Origin of the sequence: Flammeovirga sp. SJP92 (assembly GCF_001583495.1) — a bacterium.
Taxonomy (GTDB): domain Bacteria; phylum Bacteroidota; class Bacteroidia; order Cytophagales; family Flammeovirgaceae; genus Flammeovirga.
The window spans coordinates 406,180-430,758 of record NZ_LQAQ01000061.1 but is presented as its reverse complement, the minus strand read 5'-3'; the positions used below and the strand labels follow the sequence as shown (position 1 = coordinate 430,758).

21 protein-coding genes are annotated in these 24,579 nt (G+C 35.0%); 15 read left to right on the top strand and 6 right to left on the bottom strand.

Features of this window, described 5'->3' with window-relative positions; all coding sequences use genetic code 11:
• Nucleotides 1-56 precede the first annotated feature (56 nt).
• From murG to ftsZ, 5 genes are all read left to right on the top strand, one after another.
• Nucleotides 57-1,169, top strand: a complete 1,113-nt coding sequence (gene murG / locus AVL50_RS14470; protein ID WP_062617197.1) for an undecaprenyldiphospho-muramoylpentapeptide beta-N-acetylglucosaminyltransferase — start codon at nucleotides 57-59, stop codon at nucleotides 1,167-1,169.
• A gap of 6 nt (nucleotides 1,170-1,175) precedes the next feature.
• Entirely contained in the window at nucleotides 1,176-2,549 is a 1,374-nt protein-coding gene (murC, locus tag AVL50_RS14465) for a UDP-N-acetylmuramate--L-alanine ligase (RefSeq protein WP_062617196.1), read from the top strand.
• 3 nt (nucleotides 2,550-2,552) lie between these two features.
• Entirely contained in the window at nucleotides 2,553-3,332 is a 780-nt protein-coding gene (locus tag AVL50_RS14460) for a cell division protein FtsQ/DivIB (RefSeq protein WP_062617195.1), read from the top strand.
• Between the two features lie 177 nt (nucleotides 3,333-3,509).
• Nucleotides 3,510-4,853, top strand: a complete 1,344-nt coding sequence (ftsA, locus tag AVL50_RS14455) for a cell division protein FtsA (RefSeq protein ID WP_062617194.1) — start codon at nucleotides 3,510-3,512, stop codon at nucleotides 4,851-4,853.
• 193 nt (nucleotides 4,854-5,046) lie between these two features.
• Entirely contained in the window at nucleotides 5,047-6,486 is a 1,440-nt protein-coding gene (ftsZ, locus tag AVL50_RS14450; RefSeq protein ID WP_062617193.1) for a cell division protein FtsZ, read from the top strand.
• Nucleotides 6,487-6,562: 76 nt separating this feature from the next.
• Here the strand turns inward: ftsZ and AVL50_RS14445 are convergent, their stop codons facing one another.
• Entirely contained in the window at nucleotides 6,563-7,432 is an 870-nt protein-coding gene (locus tag AVL50_RS14445) for a DMT family transporter (protein WP_062617192.1), read from the bottom strand.
• Nucleotides 7,433-7,598: 166 nt separating this feature from the next.
• Here AVL50_RS14445 and AVL50_RS14440 point away from each other — a divergent pair, with 166 nt between their 5' ends.
• Nucleotides 7,599-10,025 (top strand): heavy metal translocating P-type ATPase metal-binding domain-containing protein, encoded by a 2,427-nt coding sequence (locus tag AVL50_RS14440; protein WP_253764287.1) that lies wholly within the window; start codon nucleotides 7,599-7,601, stop codon nucleotides 10,023-10,025.
• Between the two features lie 243 nt (nucleotides 10,026-10,268).
• On the top strand, nucleotides 10,269-11,492 hold the full coding sequence (locus AVL50_RS14435) for an outer membrane beta-barrel protein (protein WP_062617190.1): 1,224 nt from the start codon (nucleotides 10,269-10,271) through the stop codon (nucleotides 11,490-11,492).
• 78 nt (nucleotides 11,493-11,570) lie between these two features.
• Here the strand turns inward: AVL50_RS14435 and AVL50_RS14430 are convergent, their stop codons facing one another.
• Nucleotides 11,571-12,254 carry a head GIN domain-containing protein gene (locus tag AVL50_RS14430; protein ID WP_062617189.1) on the bottom strand — a complete coding sequence of 228 codons (684 nt, stop codon included), beginning with the start codon at nucleotides 12,252-12,254 and terminating at the stop codon, nucleotides 11,571-11,573.
• A gap of 36 nt (nucleotides 12,255-12,290) precedes the next feature.
• Nucleotides 12,291-12,977, bottom strand: coding sequence for a head GIN domain-containing protein (locus AVL50_RS14425; RefSeq protein ID WP_062617188.1), 687 nt, complete (start codon nucleotides 12,975-12,977; stop codon nucleotides 12,291-12,293).
• Nucleotides 12,978-13,210: 233 nt separating this feature from the next.
• Here AVL50_RS14425 and AVL50_RS14420 point away from each other — a divergent pair, with 233 nt between their 5' ends.
• The gene (locus AVL50_RS14420) at nucleotides 13,211-14,548 is read left to right on the top strand and encodes an ATP-dependent 6-phosphofructokinase (protein ID WP_062617187.1); all 1,338 of its coding nucleotides are present in this window, start codon (nucleotides 13,211-13,213) and stop codon (nucleotides 14,546-14,548) included.
• A 535-nt stretch (nucleotides 14,549-15,083) separates the two neighbouring features.
• Here AVL50_RS14420 and AVL50_RS14415 read toward each other — a convergent pair.
• Complete coding sequence (locus tag AVL50_RS14415; protein ID WP_062617186.1) at nucleotides 15,084-16,130, bottom strand: cytochrome-c peroxidase; 1,047 nt, start codon at nucleotides 16,128-16,130, stop codon at nucleotides 15,084-15,086.
• Nucleotides 16,131-16,388: 258 nt separating this feature from the next.
• Here AVL50_RS14415 and AVL50_RS14410 point away from each other — a divergent pair, with 258 nt between their 5' ends.
• From AVL50_RS14410 to AVL50_RS14400, 3 genes are read left to right on the top strand one after another with little or no spacing between them, the layout of a single operon-like run.
• Nucleotides 16,389-17,405 (top strand): sugar phosphate nucleotidyltransferase, encoded by a 1,017-nt coding sequence (locus AVL50_RS14410; protein ID WP_062617185.1) that lies wholly within the window; start codon nucleotides 16,389-16,391, stop codon nucleotides 17,403-17,405.
• Entirely contained in the window at nucleotides 17,389-17,967 is a 579-nt protein-coding gene (locus AVL50_RS14405; RefSeq protein WP_062617184.1) for a bifunctional 2-polyprenyl-6-hydroxyphenol methylase/3-demethylubiquinol 3-O-methyltransferase UbiG, read from the top strand. Before AVL50_RS14410 ends, AVL50_RS14405 begins: the two co-directional genes overlap by 17 nt.
• Nucleotides 17,964-18,716, top strand: coding sequence for an SDR family NAD(P)-dependent oxidoreductase (locus tag AVL50_RS14400; RefSeq protein WP_062617183.1), 753 nt, complete (start codon nucleotides 17,964-17,966; stop codon nucleotides 18,714-18,716). The genes AVL50_RS14405 and AVL50_RS14400 overlap by 4 nt, the downstream gene beginning before the upstream one ends.
• Nucleotides 18,717-18,849: 133 nt before the next feature.
• Here the strand turns inward: AVL50_RS14400 and AVL50_RS14395 are convergent, their stop codons facing one another.
• Together AVL50_RS14395 and AVL50_RS14390 are read right to left on the bottom strand one after the other, a co-directional pair.
• Nucleotides 18,850-19,347, bottom strand: a complete 498-nt coding sequence (locus tag AVL50_RS14395; protein ID WP_157491333.1) for a hypothetical protein — start codon at nucleotides 19,345-19,347, stop codon at nucleotides 18,850-18,852.
• Between the two features lie 243 nt (nucleotides 19,348-19,590).
• Complete coding sequence (locus AVL50_RS14390; RefSeq protein WP_062617181.1) at nucleotides 19,591-20,013, bottom strand: Fur family transcriptional regulator; 423 nt, start codon at nucleotides 20,011-20,013, stop codon at nucleotides 19,591-19,593.
• Nucleotides 20,014-20,201: 188 nt separating this feature from the next.
• On the opposite strand from AVL50_RS14390, the gene AVL50_RS14385 reads away from it, so the two are divergent.
• Genes AVL50_RS14385 through folE form a run of 4 tightly spaced genes read left to right on the top strand, consistent with a single transcriptional unit; the run spans nucleotide 20,202 to nucleotide 24,339 of the window.
• Complete coding sequence (locus AVL50_RS14385; protein ID WP_062617472.1) at nucleotides 20,202-22,631, top strand: TonB-dependent receptor domain-containing protein; 2,430 nt, start codon at nucleotides 20,202-20,204, stop codon at nucleotides 22,629-22,631.
• A 7-nt stretch (nucleotides 22,632-22,638) separates the two neighbouring features.
• Complete coding sequence (locus tag AVL50_RS14380; RefSeq protein ID WP_062617180.1) at nucleotides 22,639-23,256, top strand: hypothetical protein; 618 nt, start codon at nucleotides 22,639-22,641, stop codon at nucleotides 23,254-23,256.
• A 6-nt stretch (nucleotides 23,257-23,262) separates the two neighbouring features.
• Nucleotides 23,263-23,676, top strand: coding sequence for a phosphoribosyl-AMP cyclohydrolase (gene hisI / locus AVL50_RS14375; protein ID WP_062617179.1), 414 nt, complete (start codon nucleotides 23,263-23,265; stop codon nucleotides 23,674-23,676).
• Entirely contained in the window at nucleotides 23,677-24,339 is a 663-nt protein-coding gene (gene folE, locus AVL50_RS14370; RefSeq protein WP_062617178.1) for a GTP cyclohydrolase I FolE, read from the top strand.
• Nucleotides 24,340-24,579 lie beyond the last annotated feature (240 nt).

The following is a 24,579-nucleotide window of genomic DNA, read 5'->3' as shown; positions in this document are numbered from 1 at the left end:
AGTATTTAGATTACCTTTCTACTTGCCATAATTTTGGTAAACCAGAAACATATCAAATGAAATTAAAAATCATCATAAGTGGGGGCGGTACCGGAGGTCATATTTATCCTGCTATTGCAATTGCCAATGCAATTAAAGAACAGCGTCCAGATACTGAAATTCTTTTTGTGGGTGCAGAAGGACGAATGGAGATGGAAAAGGTACCTGAATCAGGTTATGAAATTATGGGTTTGCCAATTGCAGGAATTCAACGAAAACTTACCCTTAAGAATCTTTCTTTCCCTTTTAAGTTGATGAAAAGCTTGTGGAAAGCAAGTTCAATTATCACTGATTTTAAACCTAATGTAGTAGTAGGAGTTGGCGGTTATGCTAGTGGCCCTATTATGTGGAAAGGACAATCAAGAAAAATACCTACTGTTATTCAAGAACAGAATGGGTACGCAGGATTGACCAACAAAATTTTAGGTGGAAAAGCTGAGAAAATTTGTGTTGCTTATCCTGGAATGGAGCATTACTTTCCTAAGAATGTAATCTCTTTTACAGGAAATCCAGTTCGTCAGGATATCATTGAATTGGAAAGTAAAAAAGAGGAAGGTTATAAAGAGTGGAACTTTGATCCTAATAAGAAAGTAGCTTTTGTTTTTGGTGGTAGTTTGGGAGCATTGACTTTAAATGATAGTATGGCCAACGGTGTTCAAAAGTTATTGGATGAAGGAATACAAGTAATTTGGCAAACAGGGAAGTATTACTATGAAAAGTACTATTCTCAATTTGGAGACAAAGAAGGATTACACGTAGTGTCATTTATTAAAAATATGGCCAATGTTTATGCAATTTCTGATATAGTGGTAGCAAGAGCCGGAGCTTTGTCTATTTCAGAACTTTGCTTAGCCGGGAAACCTTGCATATTGGTACCTTCGCCAAATGTAGCTGAAGATCATCAAACCAAAAATGCTACAGCTCTTGTCAATGAAAATGCTGCGGTTCTTGTAAAAGACATTGAAGCAAGAGAAAAATTGGTAGATGAGGTACTGGAATTAATAAAAGACGAGGTTAGGTTGCAGTCTTTAAGCACTGCCATTCATAAACTTGGAAAACCAAATGCGGCCAATGATATTGCAAATACTGTAATTGAAGCGGCAGAGCGTCATTATCAAAGAATGAATTAAAGAAAAATGTTACCTGCATATATATATTTTTTAGGAGCTGGAGGAATAGGGATGAGTGCTTTGGCACGTTGGTTTAATGCCAATTCCTATGAAGTGGAAGGGTATGATAAGACCCCAACAGATCTTACATCAAAACTGCAAGAAGAAGGAATTAATATCGTTTTCGATGACAGTGAAGAAGCATTATCTGAAAAGTTACTTTCATTACCCAGAGAAGAAGTACTAGTAGTTTATACACCTGCAATTCCATCTTCGCATAGAGGAATGCAGTATCTTAAGGAGAAAGGCTATACATTGAAAAAAAGAGCTGAAGTGTTGGGAATGATTACAACTGACAGCTTTACAATTGGCATAGCAGGTACGCATGGAAAAACAACCACTTCTTCAATGCTCTCTCATCTTTTGAAACATGCCAATAGAAATGTTTCAGCTTTTTTAGGAGGTATTAGTACCAACTATGGCACCAATATGCTATTGGGAGATAGCAGTAAAGAGGATCATATTGTAGTGGTTGAAGCAGATGAATTTGACCGTTCTTTTTTACAACTTTCACCTAATATCATTGGAGTAACAAGTTGTGAAGCAGATCATTTAGATATTTACGGAGATGAAGAAGCGGTTTTTGTTTCATTTCAAGAATTTATAAACAAACTTCCTCAGGACGGAAAACTATTTTTAGAAAAAAGTATTCAAAAATTAACCCCTCAAGAAGGTGTGAGCTTAACAACTTATGGTATTGAAGGGGGAGATGTTTTTGCTTCAAACCTTCATGTAGAAAAAGGAGCGTTTGTGTTTGACGCAAAGATCAATGAAGTTGTTTTGGAAAGCGTAGCACTGCAAATGCCTGGCTATCATAATGTAGCGAATGCATTGTTGGCTATGTCTATTGCCTTGCAAATTGGTATTACACCAGAAGAGGTAAGAAAAGGGATTGAAAGTTACAGAGGAGTGAAGAGACGTTTTGAAAAGTGGGTAGATACTCCAAATAAAGTGTATATTGATGATTATGCACATCATCCTACAGAAATTACTACTTTTATCAAATCGCTGAAAGCATTATACCCAGAAGAAAAAATTACTGTAATCTTCCAGCCTCATTTGTATTCAAGAACGGCTGACTTTGCAGATAATTTTGGTGAAAGCTTAACATTGGCAGATGATGTTTGGTTGTTGCCACTTTATCCAGCTCGAGAAAAGTTTGTAGAGGGTGTCAATTCGGAAATGCTTTTAGGGAAAATCCTGCATGACAACAAGCGTATTGTCCAAGATGAGGACCTGTTGTCCGAAGTGAAAAAATACGATGGTAAAGTTATTGCAACTGTTGGAGCAGGAAATATTGATCGTTTTATAAAAGATATAGCTCAAATTCATAATGAGTAGTCTATGAAAGAAAAAAAATCACTATCACAATTTTTCTCTCAAAAGGGAGTCGGAAGTATTTTAGTACTTCTTGGCTTGCTGATCGTCTTTGTACTTTACACAGTTACGAAAAGAAACGTTTATACTTCAGACGGTGAGTTGATCATTAATGTCACTAACTATAATGCTCCCCGATTTGTAGAGGATACTGAAGTGAAAGATGCTATTACAAAAATGAATTTAGAGAGAAAAGATCTCAATCAGATTTCCATAAAGGAGATTGAGAATTCTCTAAATGCCATTCAATTTGTTCGAAAAGCAGAAGTGTCACGTGATGTTTCTAATAATTTGATTATTGATATTGAACAAGATAGACCAATTGCAAGGGTGATTACTCCTTCTGGAAAATCAACTTATATCAATAAAGAAGGAAAGCTAATTGGACTTTCTAAAAAGTATGCCGCTCGTGTGCTTTTAATCACTGGAGATGGTGCAGAGAAATTAATGACTCACAAATACTGGAGTGAGGAAGCATATGGTCAGAATTTATTGTATTTTATCAATAAGTTAAGCAATGACCGCTTTTGGAATGCACAGCTGACCCAGCTGGATTTACAGAGAGATATGTCTATCATTGCTTACCCTCAAGTAGGAAAAGAACGCATTGAATTTGGAAAACCTTTGGCTTTTGATCAAAAGCTTGGAAAATTAAAAGTATATTACAATACTATTTTGACATCAAAAGGCTGGAATGTATATAAAAACATTAAGTTGCAATACGATGGTCAGATTGTATGTAACTAGGGGTGTGTTGAATCAATAAAAAGAAAGATTCAAACAGAGTCTGCTTAATTTCAATTTGAATAATTTGCTTTTTTGGCTACATATTAGGAAATTTTGATTTTTTAATAGTTTACGGATTTAAAATCCTTATTTAATAAATTAAACCCACTAATTACTCATCATAAATTTGTTTAGAGTATGGAAGAAGAAAAGATAATCGTAGGGCTTGATATTGGAACTACAAAGGTGTGTGCTGTAGTTGGCAGAATGAATGAGTATAATCAATTGGAGATACTCGGGTTAGGTCATTCTACTTCGGAAGGTGTTCGTGATGGTACGGTGAGTAATATCGCAAAAACTACTGAAGCTATTGATCAGGCAATTACAGCTGCTGAACAAGACTCGCAAATTGAAATCAATGTAGTGAATGTGGGTGTTGCCGGTAAACACATTAAAAGTTTCCGCCAACATGGAAGTATCACTCTTCCACATCAAGAAGACGAAATCTCTGTGACAGATGTTGAGCGATTGACCAACGATATGTATCGTGTCATCACTGAGCCTGGTACTGAAATTATACATGTATTGCCACTTCACTATACTGTTGATAGTGAGGAGAAAATAAAAGATCCTGTAGGTATGGCAGGAGTAAAATTAGAAGCCGATTTTCATATCGTTACAGCCAATTCTAATTCAATACGAAATATCAAAAAATGTATTGAAAGAAGTAACTTGGAATGTGATCAGATGATGTTGGAGCCGTTAGCTTCAAGTATGGCAGTACTGACAGAAGAAGAAAAAGAAGCAGGTGTAGCGATCATTGACATTGGAGGTGGTACTACTGATATTGCTATCTTTTATGATGGAATCATAAGACATACAGCTGTTATTCCTTTTGGTGGAGACATTATTACTTCGGATATCAAGCAAGGTTGTGCAGTAATGCAACATCAGGCTGAATTACTGAAAGTGAAATTTGGTCAGTCAATGGCTGTAAATACCAATGATGCTGATGTAGTTGAAATTCCGGGTATTAATAATAGAACTCCAAAAGAGATCTCTATTAAAAACCTTGCTTATATTATTGAGGCAAGAATGGAAGAAATAATTGATCTAATTCAGGCAGAATTAAGAGACTCAGGTTATTTGGATAAACTAGCTGGAGGGTTGGTTTTGACTGGTGGAGGATCAAAATTGAAGAATATTCAGCATTTATTTGAATATAAAGTAGGGTTAGACACAAGAATTGGCTACCCAACTGCGTTTTTAGGTAAGAGTGACCGCTCTGAAAAGGTAAAAGACCCAAAATTCTCAACAGGATTAGGGTTAGCTTTGGCAGGGTTTAAAGCTTTAGATCAAAGAGAATTAGAAAGACCAAGAAGTATTTACCAACAGGAGGTGAAAACTGAAGGAACTTCTGACCGTGTGAAGGTTTCTGAAACTACAGGACCTAGAGGAAAAAATATTTTCTCTGACTTCCTTCAAAAGGCGAAGGATTTGTTAATTGATGATTATGATGACACTGAAGATTATAAAGATTAGCCAAGAAAACATACGTTAAATTGGATTGTTTTTATTAATTCTGTATTTTCATTGGAGAAAATGACCATATTCTACTAGAAAAGTGGAATAATGTGTCATTTTTTACGAATAATGCTATTATTTTAGCATTTTGAATTTTTGATATGAATAAACAATCACTTTTGTGATTGAATAAATAAATTTTTTAGAATCTATGGCTGATACGAGCTACGAGTTTGATATGACAAGCAACCCTACAGCTAACAAGATCATTAAGGTGGTCGGTGTTGGTGGTGGTGGCGGTAATGCTGTTCGTCACATGTATGAACTTGGAATCCATGATGTAGATTTTTTTGTGGCTAACACAGATAGACAAGCATTGGAATCAAGTCCAGTACCCAATAAAATTCAATTAGGAGTTGAACTTACTGCAGGTTTAGGAGCAGGTGCAAAACCAGAAATTGGTAGAGAATCTGCAATGGAAACAAAAGATGAAATCAAATCATTCTTGTCCAATGGCACAAAAATGGTTTTCATTACTGCCGGTATGGGTGGCGGAACAGGTACAGGAGCCGCTCCTGTGATTGCTGAAATTGCAAGAAGCTTGAATATTCTTACTGTTGGTATCGTAACGATGCCTTTCAGATTTGAAGGTAAGCCAAAAGAAAGAAGAGCCCTTCAAGGTATTGAAGACCTAAAAGAACACTGTGATACTGTTCTTGTGATTCTAAATGAGAAATTGAAAGAGGTTTACGGACGTTCTTCAATGAGAGAAGCGTTTGCTCAAGCTGATAATGTATTGGCACGTGCAGCGAAGTCTATTGCCGAAATCATTACTGTAGATGCATACATCAACGTGGACTTTGAAGATGTGAATACAGTAATGCGTGATGCTGGTACTGCCGTAATGGGCTCATCAATTGAGTCAGGAGAGGACCGTGCAATTCGTGCTACTGAAGCTGCAATTGCTTCACCATTATTGAACAACACTGACATTACCAACGCTAAATACATCTTACTTAGCCTTGTGGTTAGTGATTACGATAACTTGGATATGAGTGAGTTGGAACAAGTGACAACTTACATCCAAGAAAGAGCTGGAGACGAGGCCGAGGTTATCTTTGGTGTGGCTAAAGATGAATCATTGGGTGATGCTATCAGCGTAACTGTAATTGCTACAGGTTTTGAAGAAGATAAAGATATCAAAACGACCAGCGATTTTTTTAGCAAAGGGGAGTCAGGTTCACAAAGCACTAGAATAAGTACGCCTATTCCAGTAGCGAAACCTACTTCAGAAGTTAAGGAGGAAAAACCTCCGGTTGTTGAAGAGAAACCTGTGGAGGAGGAAAAACCTCAGCAAGTTGAGGCTTCAGCGGCTCCCCAACCAGAAAAAGAAGAAGAGCCTAAAAAGGTAGTATTTTCTTTAGAGGATGATTATGTTGGGAATAATGTAACTCCTGAACCTAAAAGTCCTACTACTTCAGATGATGTTTCTAAAGAAACAGAAACTCCTCATCTGAGTAGTTACAAAAAATTTGAATCAGTAAAGGATATTTCAAATGAAGATATGAAAGATCTTCGCGACATTCCTGCTTATATGAGAAGAGGTGTAAAGCTAAACCCTCCATCATCAGAACAGGAAGATGCTGAATAAATAGCCTTTTCTCTATAAAAAACGCCATTGAAAGTGAAATTTCAATGGCGTTTTTCTTTATTGAGTTTTTTGTATCCTATACCGCTCCTTTTTTATTGAGTCTATGTTTGTAAACTAGATTTAGTAATGTACCCGAAATAACGAGGAACATACCAATAATAACTTCTAAAGTGAAGAATTCTCCAAAGAAATACATTCCGTAAAGAGCGCCATAAATTACACTCGTATAATTCATACTTGAAACCGTCAGTGCATCATCATCAGATTGATAGGCTTTCGTTAATAATATTTGCCCGATTTGTGATAAAACACCAATACTTAATAAGGCAGCCCATATTTCAATTCCCTCAGGAACAACCCAATCAAAATAACTCCAAATACCTGTGATAGGAACCGCTACAAATGGAAAATAGAAAACAACAACAACGGGATGTTCTTTTCCTTTTAGTTTACCAATGACGGTATAAGCTGCCGCAGAACCAATAGCTCCTAATAAAGCAATGGTTAGAAATACAGGATCTACTCGTGGATCAAAGCCTTTGATGAAAACCACACCTACAATACTGATTCCGAGGAATAGAAATTGAAGTGGTTTAAGTGGTTGCTTCAAGAAAAGCATCGCAAAAAGTGCAGTAAACAAAGGGGCTAAATTTTGTAAAACAACAGCTGTAGCAAGAGGAAGGTTCTGGAAACTGGCAAATACTAATACAAGAGAAATTGTACCAAAAAAACCTCTCAGTAAAAGCATTTTTTTATTATTCCCCCAAAGGTAAACCCCTGCTTTTTTGAGTGTCACATAGCTAAGAACGAGAGAGGTAAGTGCTCGGAAAAAAACGACTTCTTGAGGTGGTATTTGTGGAATTGACTTTACAATCAACTGCATAGTGGTCATCACCAATGATGCTAAAAGCATTTGTTTGACGCCACTTCCAACTTTTATATTCATTATTTTGTTAAGATTTTGCTATTCAAACCCCAAAAGTAGTGGATTCCAAAGGCTTGATACCCAATTTTTAGTTTTTATTTGTCAATAGAGGTTGTGAATTGATAATAGTCAGTTGTGAATTCAATTTTGCTGACGAAATTTGCAGCAATCTATTATAGACATGAACATGCACTCAAACGAAAATATAGAAACTTGTTATCACTGTGGGGAGGACTGTACAGATGAAATTATAAAAAATGAAGAAGGTAAATCATTCTGCTGTAATGGCTGTCATATGGTTTATGATCTTTTGCAGGAAAATAATTTATCTGATTACTATCGCCTGAATAATCAACCTGGTGTAAAACAAAAAGGAAAATCTCAACGAGAGAAATTGGCTTATTTGGATGATGAGACCATTATTAAAAAGTTGATTGATTTTTCTGATGGACGAATTGCCCGCCTTAGTTTTTATCTTCCGCAAATTCACTGTTCTTCATGTATTTGGTTGTTGGAAAAGCTCCCTGAATTGAGTGAAGGAATTGCAGAGTCAAAAGTAAATTTCTTGAAAAGAGAGATTTATGTGACATTTTTAGAAGAAAAACTTTCTTTACGTGATGTAGTGGAATTGCTGATCAATTTAGGATACGAACCATTGATCAACCTTGAAGACTTAGAAAAAAATAAGAAAAATAAAGCAAAGAAGGCACAAGAAAAGTCCTTTTATATCAAGCTAGGTATAGTAGGTTTCTGTTTTGGTAACATTATGATGTTGAGTTTTCCTGAGTATTTAGGAATTACGGTAGAAGACCAGCATTTTATTGAGCTTTTTGGATATTTGAATTTAGTGTTGAGTATTCCAGTTTTCTTTTATGGAGCTAGAGATTATTTGACATCCGCTTGGCATGCATTGAGACATGGAGGAGTGAATATTGATGTCCCTATTTCCTTAGGTATTTTTGCTTTGTTTTTACGTTCAGCCTATGAGATTTTATCAGATACAGGTGCGGGTTACTTAGATTCCTTAGGGGCTCTGATTTTCCTTTTACTGATAGGGAAATGGTTTCAGCAGAAGACTTTTGATAATATTTCGTTTGAAAGAGATTATAAATCTTATTTCCCTATTGCCATCACAAGAATTGTGAATGGTATCAATGAAAATATTCCACTTTCTAAGTTAGAAGTTCATGATACATTGCAGATTAAAAATGGTGAGCTAATACCTGCTGATTCAATTTTGAAAAAAGGAGAAGGGAGAATTGATTATAGTTTTGTGACAGGAGAATCAGTTCCAATCCGAAAAGTTTCCGGCGATCTTTTATATGCCGGAGGAAAGCAAACAGGAGGTGTAATAGAGATTGAAACTACCAAAGAAGTTTCTCAAAGTTATTTGACTCGCCTTTGGAATGAACAAACTTTCCAAGAGGAAGCCATAAAGGATTTATTACAGTCCAAAACCAATGTATTAAGTAAGTGGTTTACCATTGCCATTTTGATTATAGCTTCTATAGCCGGTGCTTATTGGTGGTCTGTTGATGGTGCAAATCATGCTGTTAATACTTTTACGGCCGTTTTAATTATAGCTTGTCCTTGTGCATTGGCTTTGAATGCTCCTTTTGCTTTAGGAAATGCGATGCGAATAATGGCTCGTTTTGGGTTATATACAAAAGATACTATTGCTGTTGAGAAAATGGCGGCAGTAAACCATATTGTCTTTGATAAAACAGGAACGATTACCTCAGCAAAAGAACAATCCATTTCATTTGAAGGAGAAGAATTATCGGAAGAACAATTACAACTTGTATACGCTGTGACTTCTCAATCGACTCACCCGGTTAGTAGTCGAATTGCTCAACATTTAAAGCAGTTAGATAAAAAACTGAAGGTGGAAAATTTTGAGGAAGTACAAGGAAATGGTATTCAAGGAGAGGTCAATGGACATGCTGTTAAACTTGGGAAAGCTTCTTTTGTGAATGCAGACAAGGCAGGGAAGAAAACGTTCCAAACGGTTTCGTATGTCAATATCGATGGGAAAGTGTATGGCAAATTCTTGTTGGCACAATCTCTTCGTGATGGAGTAGATACATTATTATCTTACCTTCATGACAGAGGTTATAAAATCTCTTTATTATCAGGTGACAACTCATCAGAGAAGGAGAAATTATCAAAATCTTTCCCAGAGGGGACTGAAATGCATTTTGATCAATCGCCAAAAGATAAAATGGACTTTATAAAGAAGAGTCAGGGAGCAGGAGAAACAGTATTGATGATTGGTGATGGATTAAACGATGCAGGAGCTTTAAAACAGTCTGATGTAGGTATTGCAGTGGCGGAAGATGCTCATCAATTCTCACCAGCTTGTGATGCCATTTTAGCAGCTCAAAAGGTAAATCAACTGAACCGTTATTTATCTTTCTCAAAGAAAGCCATGGTGATGGTGTATTTAGGCTTTGTTGTTTCTTTATTATATAATGTGCTAGGCTTATCCTATGCTGTTCAAGGAAACCTTTCACCTTTAATTGCCGCTATTTTAATGCCATTAAGCTCTATTTCAGTGGTGTTGTTAGGGACGATTGGCACGACTTGGTTTGGGAAGGTGTTTCTGAAGAAGTAAAATTAAAATTGCGTTGATTATTTTAGATCATTCTATTGTAACATAGTGTAATGCGAAAATAATTGCTATAATGTTTATATATTTGGAGTTTATCATGGTATTTATAATTGATATTAAAAAGCCGTGATAAACTCTTTTTTTTAAGCTAAAAACTGAGTACCTGGAATAAAGAAAAAGGACATTTTATCTAATCTTTTTTATTCTTTCCATGTACTTATTAATTTTTTAAACCTAATATATTCAATGGCTAAATTTTTTTATTCGTTCATTATTTCAATCCTATTTACTTTTTCAGCCTTTGCCCAAATTAATTTTGAAAAGGGATATATTATTAACAATAATGATGAAAGGCTAGAGTGTTTCATCAAAAATGTAGAATGGGCACAAAACCCGAAGAAGATTGAATATCAGTTGTCACAAAATTCAGAGGTGAAAACAGGTACTCTTGAAGATCTAAAGTCTTTTGGGATTGAGGGAGAGTTTAAATATATCAAAGAAACAGTACAAATCGATCAATCAAGTAATAACCTTGCAAATCTAAAAAAGCAAAGAGATCCTTTCTTTAAAGAAGAAACCGTTTTTTTGAAAGTAATGCTTGAAGGGAAAGCGTCTTTATATCAGTATAAGGACAATAAAGTTTTACGTTTTTTTCTTCAATTAGAAGGTAAAGAAATTGAGCCTCTAGTCTACAAAAGGTATAAATCTAACGATAAGATAGCTCATAACTCTTATTACAAACAACAGCTATACCTTAATTTAAGAACCAATAACATCACTATTGCTGATGTTGAAAATATTGATTATACCCTCCGAAAGATCAAGCCTGTAATTCAGAAATTCAATGGTAATACGCCATTGAAAACAAAAGATTATACGGCTAAAAAGAAAAAGAATGCGTTTCATATTTCAGCTAAATTAGGTTTGAGTAATAATGGCCTTCATATTAAAAATAGTAATAGTAGTAAGGGTATAAAATTTGACAATCAAATAAATTTTAGAGTAGGGGCAGATTTTGAATATATTTTACCCTACAACAAAAACAAATGGGGCCTACATATTGAACCAACATATCAAACTTTTACAGGGGATAAGTCTCAACAAACTACAGATGTTGTAGGAAGAATTATTAATTATTCAGTGAAATATAGCTCAATAGAATTACCGGTTGGTGTGCGTTATTATTCTTATTTGAATGAAAATCTAAAACTATACTTCGGAATAGCTTATATTTTTGATTATTCGTTTAATTCTGAAATTACGTTTAAGAGGGCAGATTCTTCTGATTTGTATGATCCTTTAAAAATAAATTCAAGAAGAAATGTGGCTTTTAGTTTAGGACTAAAGGTATCAGATCGATTTATAGGAGAATTGAAATACTATACAAATAAAAATCTTTTAGGTAATTATTTGTATTGGCAAGCAGCGTATAATTCAATAGCATTTACAGTGGGTTATACTATTTTTTAATAGATACCCCAATTCAAATTAAAGGCCTTCTACCTGCACTGTACAGATAGAAGGCTTTTTGTTTGTAGTATTTTAAGATTACTGAAGAGAAGAAATTTCTCCAAAACCACTAATATTTAGTTTAGAGTCTTTTGGAACACCCTTATATCTGATATTACCTACTCCCGATATACTTGCATTGAGCATATCTGTAGCCCAGCATTTGACATCACCAGCCCCACTGACAGAAACATCAGCATGGTTTGTTTGCGTCTTAGTCATATCAATATCAGCAGCACCGCTCAAAGAGACATTAACAGATTTGGCTTTACCATGTAGTTCAACTTCACCAGCTCCATTATGATTTATCGTAAGCTTTTTCACATTTACATCACCTGTAAACAGGCCAGCTCCACCTCCAATAATAACCAATTCCTTCGATCTGATTTTTCCACTACTTTTTATGTTTGTAAAACCTGAATATTTAATAGATTTTATTTTTTTCTTATAAGTAATATCAATTTCAGCTCTTATATGATCGTTGTTTCCTTGGGGTTTGACATAAAGAGTACCATCGATTACTTCAGTAACAACAGAGCCTTGATTACCATTCAGCATAACAATCTCAGCTTTATTCTTTTTGCCTGCTGTAAGATTCACTTCTAAAATTCCTTTGATTTCAATCTTCTCAAAAGAACCCAAATTGCGAATATTGTGGTCTTGAGCCTGAAGGAAATTCGAAATTAATAATAGGAAGCTAATTGTAATCAGTTTTGTTTTCATTTTTTGTGAAGTCAAGATGAATATATTGTTGTGATTTTATTGAATTTGAGAGATGTCGCCAGATCCTGAAACTTTAATTTTTGTTCTTTCTGGACGGCCTTTATATCTGATGTCACCTGACCCTGAAACTCTAGCATTGATCTCTTCTGTCGCCCAGCAATCCACATCGCCAGATCCACTTACAGAAATTGTAACAATTTTAGATTCCATATCTTTAGCATCAATATCAGCCGAACCGCTCACAGAAATACTAAAAGTAGCTGCTTTACCCTTTAGGTCCAGCTCACCAGAACCGCTAAGGCTTGCTTTTATTTCTTCAACTTCTACTTCACCACTAAAACTTCCTGAGCCACTGCCTGCTAAAGATAAGTTGTCTGAAAGCACAGTTCCTTTGCATTTGATGTCAGAAGAACCAGAGAAGCTTACACTGTTGATTTTATCTTTATAGGTAATTTCAATGTCTGCTTTTACATTTCTTACACCTTTCTTAGGTCGGATAGAAAGTTTACCACCTGTAATTTCCGTGATAACATCAGATGGTTTAGTACTGCCATATAAGCGTACAAGGGCTTCATTTTTTTTGCCTGCAATAAGTTTTACATCCATCGAGCCACTGATTTTGATTCCTTCAAAAGAACCTAATGAGCGAGTGTCTGTTTCTTGAGCATGAACAAATGATGAAAAAAGAAGTGCGATGCTTAGGATAAATAATTTTGTTTTCATTTTTTATTGTATTTTTGCGACTCATTGTTTGTTATGGATAACAACAATTAACAAATGAATATTGTGTGAAAATAATTGTATATGCCTTAAAGACATAAGAAATTCCTAATGGTTGCATGAATTTATTATGACGACTGTAAGAGGGTTACTTTTGTCATCCTTTTTTAATAGAAATATACTGTTATTCGTGTTTGAAAAATTGATACATACATTATAATAAATAATACTATCTCATGAACGACTTGAAACAAGAAGACTTCGAGGTGAAAAAGTTAGGCAAAGCCACTTTAGTATCTCCTATTTATAAAAATTACGCAGACGAAGAGATTAGTAACGAATTATTCATCGATGAGTCAAGAAGAATCGTATATGATGCTTCTTTAAGTAGCTATAAAAATAATCTAGAGTCAGGTGTAGAACCAATTTCTTTCTTAAAAGCAGGACCTAGAAAAGATATATATTTCGATCCTTCGAAAACAAAAGCCGCTATTGTTACATGTGGAGGTTTGTGTCCAGGTATCAACAACGTAATCCGTGGTTTGGTAAATGGTTTATACTATAGATATAAAGTAAGAAACATTTGGGGTATTCAGTATGGTTACCAAGGGTTGATTCCTGAGTATGGCCATGAAATGGTGAAATTAACTCCAGAAGTAGTAAAAGATATTCACTTATTCGGTGGAACTATCTTAGGATCATCAAGAGGTCGTCAAGATATTTCTGCTATGGTTGATGCTCTTGAAAGAGAAAACATCAATATTCTTTTCACAATTGGTGGTGATGGTACACTTTCGGGTAACCACGTGATCAATGAGGAAATTGAAAGAAGAGGATTAAAAATCGTTACAGCAGGTATTCCTAAAACGATTGATAATGATGTAAACTTCATGACAAAAACTTTCGGTTTCGATACAGCATTTACTACGGCTGCAGCAGTAGTAAGAGATGCTCATAATGAGGCGACAGGTGCTTACAATGGAGTGGCAATCGTAAAACTAATGGGTAGAGATTCTGGTTTTATTGCAGCGAATGCAGCACTTGCAATGCCAGATGTAAATTTCGTATTAGTGCCAGAAAATGAATTCGATTTACACGGTGAGAAAGGTTTCTTAGCGGCATTGAAGGAAAGAGTATTGGATCGCCATCATGCATTGGTAGTGGTAGCGGAAGGTGCTGGACAAAACCTATTTGAGCATGAAGATGTGAAGAAAGATAAGTCTGGAAATATCAAGCATAAGGATATTGGTGTTCATTTGAAAGATGAAATCAACAAATTCTTCAAGAGCGAGGATATTGAGGCAACAGTAAAATACATTGACCCTTCATACATCATCCGTTCAGAAGTTGCAATTCCTGCAGATAGTGTATTCTGTAATGATTTAGCTTTGAACGCCGTTCACGGAGCAATGGCAGGTTTGACAGATTTCGTAGTAGGTCGTTGGCATAACCAATTCACTTACTTGCCAATTCCAGTAGCGACAGCATCAAGAAAGAAAATTGATGTAAATGGTCCATTATGGTGGGCAGTATTGGAGACAACTGGTCAGCCTCTAAAAATGAAGGACGAGTAATAGACTTTATTAAGTACTAAGTACTTTTTATATAAGAGAAAGGTGTCAGCAATGACGCCTTTTTTTATTGAGGAAATTTTCTTTTCTAGTACGTTGAAAAGTGAGTTCTCTAATTTTTGATGTTTAGTAATCAAGAGATTTCTGACGATTTATAGGACACGAATGACGGTTATGCTTAACATTCGCACCATTGGGCTTACTACCCAATTAGTATGGTAGTGCTATTATCGGCCTTGAAGGGAAAAGCGTTAAGAATTTCATGTATTGAGCCGTTAAAAATGATTTTATTGTTTGAGCTTTAGCGAGTTTAAAATCATTTAGGCGAGAGGAATGGAATTTAGCTTTTGACTTCTACGCCTAGATTTTTTGCTTCGTTTTTCATCAATGGAAAAATGAAGAAGAAGGAAGCTTGAAAGTAGATCATAAAAAACTTGTAGCAATATCGATTGAAAGTTGACGATTTAGTTTAACCTGTAATGTATAAAAAAAGAGCACCCGTTAAGATGCTCTTCAAAATAAATAGTATAATGTTTTGTTATGGTAAAACAGGTGCTTGTGAAACTTCTTCTGGAATTTTAGAAGTAAGTGTTCCTAAGAATGCTGAAATATTTGAAGCTTGCTCATCTGTGATATCAACATTTGACTGAAGCTTTGCCATAATTTTTACTGCATCCTCTAATTTCTCAACTGAACCATCGTGGAAATAAGGAGCTGTTTTAGCAATATTTCTTAGTGTAGGTACTTTGAAATGGTACTTGTCATTTTCTTGACCAGTTACTTCTTTTCTACCTTCATCATGTTTCTTTGAACCTGTCATATCCCAGTAGTTACCATATACACCAAATTTTTGGTACATATTACCACCTAGCATATTTCCTGAGTGACATGTCACACAACCAGCTTCCTGGAAATCTCTTAAACCTTGTGCCTCTTTTGCAGTCAATAGGTAAGAGTTGCTTTCTTGAGCAAGGAATCTATCAAAACGTGAAGGGAACAATAATGTTCTCTCAAATGAACCAATTGCATTACCAACATTTTTGTAAGTAAGTGGCTGTTTTTCGTTAGGGAATGCTTCTTTGAATAATTTTACGTATTCAGCAACTTCGCCTAAACGGCTTAACACTTCCTTTTCATTTGGCATTGCGTGCTCAATCGGGTTCAAGATTGGCCCGATAGCTTGCTCTTCAACGTCTTTTGCTCTACCGTCCCAGAATTGAACGAATTGTAAAGCTGAATTAATAACTGTTGGTGAGTTTCTATCTCCAAATTCTCCTGTATCACCTGGAGAAGTAGGTTTGTTGTCCACTCCAAAAGTGGCTAAATCGTGGCAAGAGTTACAGCTAATGTTACCATCTTTTGATAAACGAGTATCAAAATAAAGCATCTTACCTAGTTTGATTTTTGATTCGTTGGAAGGGTTCTCTTCGTTGATGGCCTCTGTTGGTAAAACACCAAACATAGACGATGCGATTTTCCATTCTTCTGCAGTAGCTTTTTCAAGCGTCTTTTCAGATTTTTTATTTCCCTCTGAACAAGAAGTTAGGGCTGCAGTTAGTGATAGAACGTAAAGGACTTTTCTCATTTTCTAGTTTTAGTTAAAATGTAAATTATAATTGAAAGGTATAACTACTATTTATTTTTTGAGTGAGATAATATTTCTGATTTTAGCTAGTGCAAAGTTAATTGATAACTGCTTCTTAATTTATTTTTTATGTGAACAACATTAAAAAAGGTACAAATTCTATTTTTTAAAGGAAAGCTATTGCAAAAAATAATAGATAGTAATAATAATTTTGTTTGAGTACTTATATTTGAAATATATAGGAACAAGATAATCAAAATGAAAGTATTAATACCAGTTGCAGGACGAGGTTCCAACTTACGCCCTTTAACCAATACTCAACCTAAGGCTTTATTGCCTGTTGCAGGGAAACCCGTTATAGCTCATATTATAGATATATTTATAGATGCAGGTTTTGATGATTTTATCATCGTCATTGGCTATATGGGGACCCGTATCGAGTCCTTTATTCTAGAAAATTATAAAGACACAAAAATCAACTTTGAATTTGTAGTACAAATACCAAGGGAAGGATCAGCACATGCCGTTTATGTAGCAAAGAACTTTTTTGAAGAAGAAGAGGAGTTGATGGTTTGTTTGGGTGATTCTATTGTGAATCTTGACATTCAGCAAATGCTGGAAAACCCAAATTCTGTAGTAGGTTATCAAAAAGTAGACAATCCAGGACAGGTAGGAGTAGCAGAGTTGGATGCTAACGGTAAAGTAAAGCGTTTCGTGGAGCGTCCTGTCATTCCAAAGTCAAATTTGGGATTGGTTGGTATTTATAAAATAGTGGATATTCCAGCTTTTATTAAAGGATTGGAATATGTGATTGATAATAATATTACGTCTCAGAATGAAATTGTCATTACGGGTGCTATTCAGAAGATGGTAGCAGAAGGCTGTAATTTTGAGGTGCAAGAAGTAGAAAATTGGTACGACTGCGGTGCAAGAAATTCTCTTTTAGAAGCAAATGCTACATTATTGGGAAGGCCAGGTTTCCAGTTGACTACTACAGATGATATTAAATGTGAGAACTCTATCATCATCAAACCTGTAAAAATCGGTAAGAATACAGTAGTGAAAAATGCCATCATTGGTCCCAACGTTGTAATTGGTGAGGAGGCTATCATTGAGAATTGCATTATTGAAAATTCTATTATCGGTGCTTTCACAGATCTGAAAGATTTGTTACTGAAGAATTCTTTGGTTGGACATGATTCAACTTTGAAAGGTATTGCACAGAGTTTGAATTTAGGAGATCATACAGAAATCAATTTTGGGAACAAAGTCTAAAGCAGAAGAGTGGGATTCTTTTTATCAATCTCATAATGTATTTGGTAAAGCCTATCCAGAATTAGTAGAGTTTCTAAAACAAATCAATCCCAAGAAGAGTTTGTTAGACTTGGGTGCTGGGCAGGGGAGAGATGCTATTGCAGCTCAACAGTTGGGTTTTGAAGTAACAGCTGTAGATATCTCTAAAGAAGGTATTCAGCAAATTCGTGCAAATGGAATTAGAGGCGTTGTTGATGATATTTTTAATTATACATTAGATCAAAATTATCAAGTTATATTACTTGATGCAGTGATTCATTGTCAGCCTGAAGATCAAGAAGAGGAAAAAAAGCTATTTAAAGCTATTGAAGAACATTTACATCAAGAGGGCTATCTTCTATTGCTTACTCATCAATGGGATATGAGAGAAAAGTACCTTGAAGACCTTTTTAAAAAACAGTATCCAACGTTACGTTTACAATTCAATAATTATATCGAACATATATTCACACCTCCTCAATCGGAGGAAGAAAGCATTATGGAACTTTCCTTTATGTGCTTTCAAAAACATAAAAATCAATGAAAAAAACAGCATTAGTTACTGGAGCAACTTCAGGAATTGGTAAAGCTACAGCGGAAATTTTCGCCGAAAATGGAATTAACCTGATCATTTGCGGAAGAAGAGAAGAGCGTCTAATTGCATTACAACAACAATTGCAAGATAAAGTGGATGTACACACTTTGACTTTTGATGTGAGAGATAAAGAAAGTGTATTTTCACAAATAGAATCTTTACCCGAAGCGTTTCAAAAAGTAGATATTTTGGTGAACAATGCTGGAAATGCTCATGGCCTTTCTCCAATTCATGAAGGAGATGTGGATGACTGGGACGCTATGATTGATATTAATGTGAAAGGATTGCTTTATGTTTCAAAAGCAATTATAGAGCAAATGAAAAATAGAAAAGCAGGGCATATTATCAATATTGGATCTATTGCCGGTAAAGATGTTTATCCTAATGGAAATGTTTATAATGCGTCAAAATTTGCTGTTAATGCTTTGAATGAGGCGATGCGTTATGACTTAAATGAATTTGGAATTCGTGTGGGAGCAGTGCACCCTGGGTTGGTTCATACTGAATTCTCAGAAGTGAGATTTAAGGGAGACAAAGAAAAAGCAGAAGGTGTCTATCAAGGTTATGATCCATTGTATGCAGAAGATATTGCTGATATCATTTACTTTATGGTTTCAAGAAAACGACATGTAAATATTGCTGATTTAGTAGTCTATCCAACAGCTCAGGCATCAGCAACTATAGTGAATAAACAATAGTATTTCAATGTTTCAGAACGCTATTAGTGTTGATATAAAAAGAATGGATTTTGTATTAATGATTGAATCCTCATCCTACTAAATAAATGAAATGAGTAGCAATTTAATGTAATAGATTGCTACTCATGTCTCATTAATTTTGACTATAATATTTTAGTGAGAAAAGTTCTGAATGAATATCCTTAAAAACCTTTTTTTGCCTGTTATACACTTTAGCATTGATTTTCACTTTATCTTCAAACCAAAAGCTGATTTGAGACTGTAATTCTCTGATTCTTCTATCAAGATACAATGAAAGAACAGGTAGCTGAAGATCACTTTTTTTCCAGATTACACTTGTCAGCTTTTTTTGATTTTTAATATCATGAAAAAATTCTTCCAAGCTATTTCCAGCTTTATGAACTTGATTATTGAGTGCTTCTTTGAAAAGTTTGTTGGAGTCTGATAATACGAAAGTGATCTCTCTGATATTTTTAGTTTCAATTAACTGATTGATTTCTTCCATCATCATATGGTCAAAAGAGATGGAGTTGCCAAGGGAGGAGCAAAAATAGTTTTCCTCATGAAATGTACTTTCAATTACTGGCTCTAGATGGTCAGTAGGGCAAATAAAATATAAATGCTTTCTCATTGTGCCATTGAATGTAGTTTAGATATAATTCGAAGTGTGTATGATGAATCAGTGGTTACTTAACCTTTCATACTCCAAACAACTTAAAGATCTCCTTTGTTTTAATATTAGAGATCTACATCACTGCAGGCGTTATTCTAACTGAATATAATAATAAGAAAAATAACTATAAATGCGATAGTGTTGCAATTATATTTTGTAATTGATGTAAAGATTGAAGGTAGAAAACAAGTATTACATTAATTAATTTGAATTACAGTTAGGGCATATTCCTTCAAGAACAAGCTTAGTACTTTCTATTGCAAAACCATTTTTACTGCGTACTTCTGGTATCTGAATTTCAGACATACAAAAAGTTTTTTTACACTCTTTGCAAATAAAGTGGGCGTGATTGTGTTGGCTTTGTGTAGATGTGGTATTTGTTAGTGCGTATTTTGAAACATTATTGATGTCTGGAACTCTGTGGATAATTCCTTTCTCTAAAAAAGTGTCTAAAGCCCTGTAAATAGTTACTTTATCAGGCATGCATTGTATTTCTTCTTTGATGTCTTTATGTGATAATCCATGCCCTTTTTGCAAGAACAACCTCAATAGTTCTATTCTGAAATTTGTTTTTCTAATTCCATAACTGGAGAGTAAGTCAAATATATTCTGCTCGTTTTTCATGGCACAAAGATAAAATAAATAAAAAAATAAACACAACAATGTTGCGTTTGTGGAAATGATTTCTCTATTTTTGCAACATGTTCGCATTTAGTGTAAAATTAGATTAATTACAAATTATAATCCAATAATTGTTTCTGATTGATATACACTAGACATCTCTTTTCACAACAAACTAATTTTCAATGTTTATGAACAAAATTCTTTTTCTTTTCTTATTTTTTATCACTTCACTTGGCTTAATAGCTCAAGAGAAAAAGGAGTGTAGCTATGAATTGAAAGGGGTTGTTCTGGATGCTGAGACAAGAGAGGCACTTCCTTTTGTGATGGTGAGTATCAAAGGAACAAAGCAATTTACCTTGACGAATAACGAAGGAGAGTTTCAGTTGGATGGGTTGTGTGAAGCTTCTAATTGTTTGGTAATTACTTGTACAGGATATTGTAATACAACCTGTGATGCGACTTGTCAACTTCATCATAAGGAGGAGAAAAAGCATGATTCTGTAATCTATCTTAAGCCAGATGTTGTTGCATTGGATGCTGTGACGATTACCGAAAAAGATCCGAATGTGGAAGGAACGGTAACAGTGGCGCAGTCTAAGATTGATAATGAGACCTTAAAGTTAAAACCTACACAAACGTTGGCAAATGCAATTTCAGAAATGGCTGGAGTTACATTTACAGCCGCTGGTAATAATGTGCAACTTCCTGTTATTCATGGTCTTTATGGGAATAGGGTACTGGTTTTGAATAATGGTTTAAAACATGGTTTTCAAAATTGGGGATCAGATCATGCACCTGAAATAGATATCGCTTCAGCAAATAATATTACGGTTATAAAAGGAGCATCGGGGGTTAGATACGGTCCGGAAGCATTAGGAGGAGCTATTATTGTAGAAGGCAGTTCTTTGAATTTCAATCAGCCCTTGAATGCAATGATTGGAACGGGCTATCATACCAATGGTAGAGGTTATTTTGCAAATACAGGAATAAGTCAAGGTTTTAGAAATTTCAGTTATCATATAGGTGGAGGGTATACTCGTTTTGGGGATCGACATGCTCCAGATTATTCATTAACCAATACCGGAAAAGAAGAAAAAGCATTTAATGCTGGTGTCAAATACAAATACAATGCATTCGATTTCAAACTTTATTATAGTTTCGTTGATCAAAATCTAGCATTGCTAAGATCATCGATTGCAGAAAGTGGAGATTCCTTTGTAAGAGCAATTAATTCGGACCGCCCATTGATCATAAAACCTTTCTCTTATGATATTAATGAACCTAACCAAGAAACACAGCATCATTTAACCAAAGCAGAAATCAATTGGTGGTATTCAGATGAAGAACGTATCGTTTTTAGAGTAGGAAGGCAATTGAATCAACGTAATGAATATGATGTAAGGAGAAATTCATATAAGCCTATTATCGATCTAGATCTTACCACTTCAGATTATCAATTGGAATGGTATCACAAAAATTGGCTTCAGTTGAATGGGATCATGGGATTGCAGGTTTTCACACAAGACAATAATAATAATCCAGGGACAGATACCACACCTTTTATTCCTAATTATAACACTTTACGCTTCAGTGGTTTTGTGACAGAGCGTTTTACAAAAGATAAAAATACTTTTGAAGTTGGAGTGCGCATGGATTATGAGAACAACAACGTCAGAGGTAGAGATATCAGCCAAAATGTTTTCCGAGATGATTATAGCTTTCTGAACTTGACTACATCTTTAGGATTAGTTCGACAGCTCTCTGAAAATGCGACTTTTAGAACCAACTTTGGTACGGCTTGGAGAACGCCAAATATGGAGGAGTTATTCAGCTTTGGACAGCATGGTTTTAAATATACTTATGGTATGCTTCGCTATTATATGAATGAAAATGGCGATTTGAAAACAGACAAAGTAACTCCATTAAGCGAGAGTGGTGTTAGGCCAGAAAAAGGTTACAAGTGGATCAATGAGTGGAAAATAAAACAGAAAACGAATGATTTTACCCTCACTGCTTATACACATTATATAGAAAATTATGTGTATGAACGTCCGCTAGGAGTATTAGGAACCGTTCGTGGTCCAATGCCTGGTTTTATTTTCGATCAATCTAACTCCTTATTTATAGGAGCAGATTTTACTTGGCAGAAAAAATGGTCAACAGCTTTAAATGGTCGTTTGGGATTGAGTTATTTATGGTCAAAGAATGTGGAGAGGGATGAACCTCTTATTAATCAGCCACCGATTCGAACAACTTATAATCTAAAATGGTCCATTAAACCTTTTTGGTTTTTGGAATCGGCTTATTTGTCCTTGGAACCAAGTTATACATTTCATCAATTTCAAGCTCCAAGAACTATCGATCCTCAAGATCTAATAGATGGTGAAGTTGAAATTACACCTGAATCAGAAATTTTTGATTTTAAAGCAGCTCCTTCGGGTTATTTTCTTTTAGATGTATCCTTTGGGTTCAAAGTGAAACAACTAACTGCCAATATTTCTGTGGAGAATACTTTAAATGCTACTTATAGAAACTACCTCAATCAAATGAGGTATTTCGCAGACGAAATGGGAAGAAACTTCCTCTTCTCTCTCAATTATAATTTTAACGCTAAATAGTAAACAAATGAAAACGATCAACTTTTTCAAAAAGTACAGCCTTGTTGCTCTTCTATTATCAGGTTGTTTTTTCACAAGCTGTGATAAAGATGACGATGTGCCAGAGCCAGAAAACGAATTAGAAGTGATTACTGATGTGAAATTGGTTTTCACAAATACTGCAGATGACACAGATGTAGTAGAAGCTACAGCTCAAGATCCTGATGGTCCAGGTGTTGAAGATTTAGTCATTAAAGATGCGATCAACTTGGGAACAGGTAAAACATATGCACTTTCTTTTGAAATCATGAACAACTTGGAAGAGCCAGGTGAGGATATTGGTGAGGAAATCAAAGAGGAAAATGATGAGCATCAATTCTTTTTCGGTTTCTCAACAGACGCTTTTTCAGATCCATCAGGAAACGGAAATATTGATACTGCTTCTGATGACATCAATTATAACGATACAGATGATAATGGAAATCCTGTAGGTCTTTCAACGACATGGACTACTTCAGCTTCAACGTTATCAAATGGAGAGTTCAGAGTTGTATTAAAGCATCAGCCAGATGTGAAAACATCTACTTCAACAGTAAACGATGGTGATACTGATTTTGACTTAAAGTTTGTATTAAACATTCAATAAAAAACAATGGAAAACAGTTCAAAAGTAGCACTTGAAGAGGATTTGATACCACAACTTCAGTTTGATAAAAGAGGTGGGTTATTACCCGTTGTAGCACAAGAGTTTGATACGGGGCAAATTCTGATGCTCGGCTATGCCAATAAAGAAGCTTTTGATTATACACTGCAATCAAAAAAAGCAACTTTTTGGTCTACCTCTCGAAATGAATTGTGGACTAAAGGGGAAACCTCTGGGAACTACTTGAAGATTATTAAAATCATGGTGGACTGTGACCAAGATGCTATCATCTATCAGGTGAAACTGATGGGTGGTGGCGTTTGCCATACTTTCAATCAGGAAGGAGAGAATAGAAAAGCATGCTTCTACAGAAGCTATGATTTAGAAGAAAATAAATTACAATTTATAGACGGAATGGAATAGATGGAACAGGTAGAAAAACTAAAAATTGAATTAGAGGGAGATAATCATATCATGACAAGCGTTGATACACCAATGCTTCCAGATGCTTTTGATAAGAGTGAAGACGAAAAGATTGAAATTATACAAGAATACTTTTCAGGTATTATGAAAACCTTGGGACTTGACTTGTCTGACGACAGTTTAAAAGGTACTCCCTACAGGTTTGCTAAAATGTATGTGAAAGAGCTTTTCGCAGGTCTTGATCCTAAAAATAAACCTTCATTATCAGTCTTCGATAACAAATACCAGTATGATAAAATGTTGATAGAAAAAAATATCACTTTTTCATCAGCTTGTGAACATCATTTTTTACCTATCGTAGGAAAAGCTCATATCGCTTATATTTCTTCAGGTAAAGTAATTGGTATTTCGAAAATCAATCGGATAGTAGAATATTATGGTAAACGTCCGCAAGTACAAGAACGTATGACGCTTCAAGTTTATAATGAACTAAAGGAAGCCTTAAAAACGGAAAGTATTATTGTGGTAGTGGATGCCGAACACCTTTGCGTTTCATCAAGAGGCGTTAAGGACAAGACAAGTTCAACAGTAACCATGGAATACGGAGGTAAGTTTAACGACGTATCCTACAGGGAAGAATTCCTAAGGTTATTAAAAGATTAATAAAGTCTTAGTTAATTAGAAGTTATATTGGATTTGAGCTCCTCCCTTAATTTTTAGGGGTTGAGCTTTTTTTTATTTAAAATTGAATATCATATTTCTCAATTCTAATAACTACTTTTACTGCATCACTTCTTTTTTTAGACGAATAATGAAAAATTGGGTTTGTCTTAGGACTGGTAATTTGAGTCAGGTTTATGGTAAATTGAGGTGACTTATTGCTACTTTCTCAGTAAGTGTAAT